General features: G+C 34.8%; 3 protein-coding genes. 1 reads left to right on the top strand and 2 read right to left on the bottom strand.

The window, feature by feature from the left end:
- Positions 1-230: 230 nt before the first annotated feature.
- Positions 231-803, bottom strand: coding sequence for a chemotaxis protein CheB (locus QZY09_RS12265; protein ID WP_295672773.1), 573 nt, complete (start codon positions 801-803; stop codon positions 231-233).
- A gap of 112 nt (positions 804-915) precedes the next feature.
- Entirely contained in the window at positions 916-1071 is a 156-nt protein-coding gene (locus QZY09_RS12260; RefSeq protein WP_295672771.1) for a lmo0937 family membrane protein, read from the bottom strand.
- A gap of 750 nt (positions 1072-1821) precedes the next feature.
- Between QZY09_RS12260 and QZY09_RS12255 the strand changes: the two genes are divergently transcribed.
- The coding region (locus QZY09_RS12255; RefSeq protein ID WP_295672769.1) for an undecaprenyl diphosphate synthase family protein at positions 1822-2287 on the top strand (466 nt) is incomplete at its 3' end.

Below are 2287 nucleotides of genomic sequence, written 5' to 3'. Positions count from 1 at the left end.
TTTACACCCTTTTTATCAACTGTAGCAAATTGAGATATTAGTAGAGATATTGTTTTGGAGCATTATCCTGACTTCTTATAAGGTCTGTTTGCCCGATGAGTGATTTTAGAGTTATCCTTAATTCTTACCTTTTAAGAAGTAAAACAATTGAATTTCCTTTTATTATCACAAAAGGCGATCCTTTAAGATCTCAGTCAAGTCTGATGGGTCAATTAAGACACTAAATAAATTTACTCTTTAACAATCTCCGTTAAAATGCTTGCAATTTCTTCGGGAGATAAAACAAAATGTGTATTGCCGCTGGAAATAGCCGATTCCGGCATGGAAGGGAACTGGGCAGTTGCCGGCAATTGAGCTATAGTGATACCACCCCGGAGATTAATTTGCGTCGCACCCAGTGAACCGTCGCCATCCAAACCGGAAAGGATAACGCTTATCGCCCTGTTACCTAAATCAAGTGCCATTGATTTAAATAAAATATCCACTGCCTTATTAACGGTTTCATCATGATTCCGGTCTCTTAAAAGAATATTGCCATTCTCAACCGTCATCATTTGACCTTCTGCTAAAACATACACCTGGTTACATTTGATTCTTTGATTGTGCTCTGCTACGTTAACCTTTATTTTTGTAAAATTTTGTAATCGTTCGGCCAGTCGGCTCCTGTAGGCTGGTGCCAGATGCTGTATAATCAAAAAGGCAGCATTTGCCTTAAGTGGCAGTCCGGATAAAATTTCACATAAAGGATCAACGCCCCCAATAGAAAGGCCAATTCCAACAATATAAAATGGTACTATAGACATTGATTAGAAGCCGATGATGGTTTGCATTCTCAATTGAAGATAAAAATCACATTGACAATGCCAAGCGATTAAACTTGGGTATAAGCCCTATAAGAACGTACATATTAGGTAATTAAACCGTGGGCTCGCTCCTAAAAAAGCCAATCAGCAAAGCTATTATTGCAATAACCAATAAAATGTGAATTAAACCTCCGGCTGCGTAAGCAAAAGTTCCGATAGCCCATCCTATAATGAGGATAACTGCTACGATGTACAAAATTGATCTCATGGTTTTGTTTTTAATGGTTAGTAGATGATTGACCAATCAAGTGCAAATTCGATACCAATCTGATTTCCTTAATGTTTTAACCTGTCATGGAATAAATACTGTCCCAATAATAAATTACAGGAGTGCAATACAGGACACATACAACTTTCATAAACAAAACAGTACCCAGATAGTTGTAGCTATAAATAACCTTGCATGGACAACTTTCCTGTAAGCGATGATAATGGTATGGTCAAAAATGATTTTGAAATAATCAAAATCATTGATAAACCATTATTTTTCCCAAGTTGTATGTCGTTACCATATTTTTATTCAGTAAATTCAAATAATTTTTGAGATCATGGTTACACTAAAAAATAGTGGATTTGCAGATGGAAGAATTTGACAGCAAGAAGGCAATCAAGGATATGCGCAAAGCTGATCATGAAAAGACAAGAAAGGTAATATCGGACGATATAAAAAATAAATTTCCTGGAATAACAGATTTTTCAGTTAGTGTAACCAGATATGGAAAGATAGTTGTTTATGGCCTAAGTGAATCTCAACTTGCTTATTTGGATCATATACGTAATCTTTAAATTTACAGATTCCGAAGTACCTTTTTTCTTGAAATGGTCTTCGAAATATTGGTGGCATGAAAAAGGTTCTTGTAATAGAAGAAAATGCATCACTTAAAGCCTGTTCTGTCTGCGAAAAAACAAATACTATACTAAAATGTTCATAATTGGTAACAATTTTCATAAGGCGATAATGATGAGAGTACCGAAACATATTGGAATAATTCCTGATGGAAACAGAAGATGGGCGGAAGCCAATAAAATGACAAAAGAAAAAGGTTATGAATACGGTATAGATCCTGGCTTAATACTTTTTAAATTATGTAAAGAAGCTGGCATTAAGGAATTAACGTTTTACGGGTTTACTACAGATAACACGAAAAGACCGACAAAACAAAGAAAAACCTTCACTAGCGCATGCGTAAATGCAGTAAATATATTATCTATGGAAGAAGCAGAATTGTTAGTCATCGGTGATTTTGAATCTTCTATGTTCCCAAAAGAATTGTTCAAATATACCACAAGACAGATTTTTGGTAAAGGAGGAATTAAAGTTAATTTTTTAGTTAATTATGGTTGGGAGTGGGACTTAAACTATTTGAAATTAGCTGACTCTTCTCAGAAAAATATCACAAGTCATATTAGATCTTTTGATGTTT

Origin of the sequence: uncultured Mucilaginibacter sp., from assembly GCF_903913935.1 — a bacterium.
Taxonomy (GTDB): domain Bacteria; phylum Bacteroidota; class Bacteroidia; order Sphingobacteriales; family Sphingobacteriaceae; genus Mucilaginibacter.
The sequence above is the reverse complement of the archived record's forward strand: the minus strand, read 5'-3'. Positions and strand labels throughout refer to the sequence as shown.

Excerpts from the sequence above, each read along its gene's own strand:
- QZY09_RS12265 (WP_295672773.1), bottom strand. The coding sequence starts at position 803 with ATGTCTATAGTACCATTTTATATTGTTGGAATTGGCCTTTCTATTGGG.
- QZY09_RS12260 (WP_295672771.1), bottom strand. The coding sequence starts at position 1,071 with ATGAGATCAATTTTGTACATCGTAGCAGTTATCCTCATTATAGGATGG.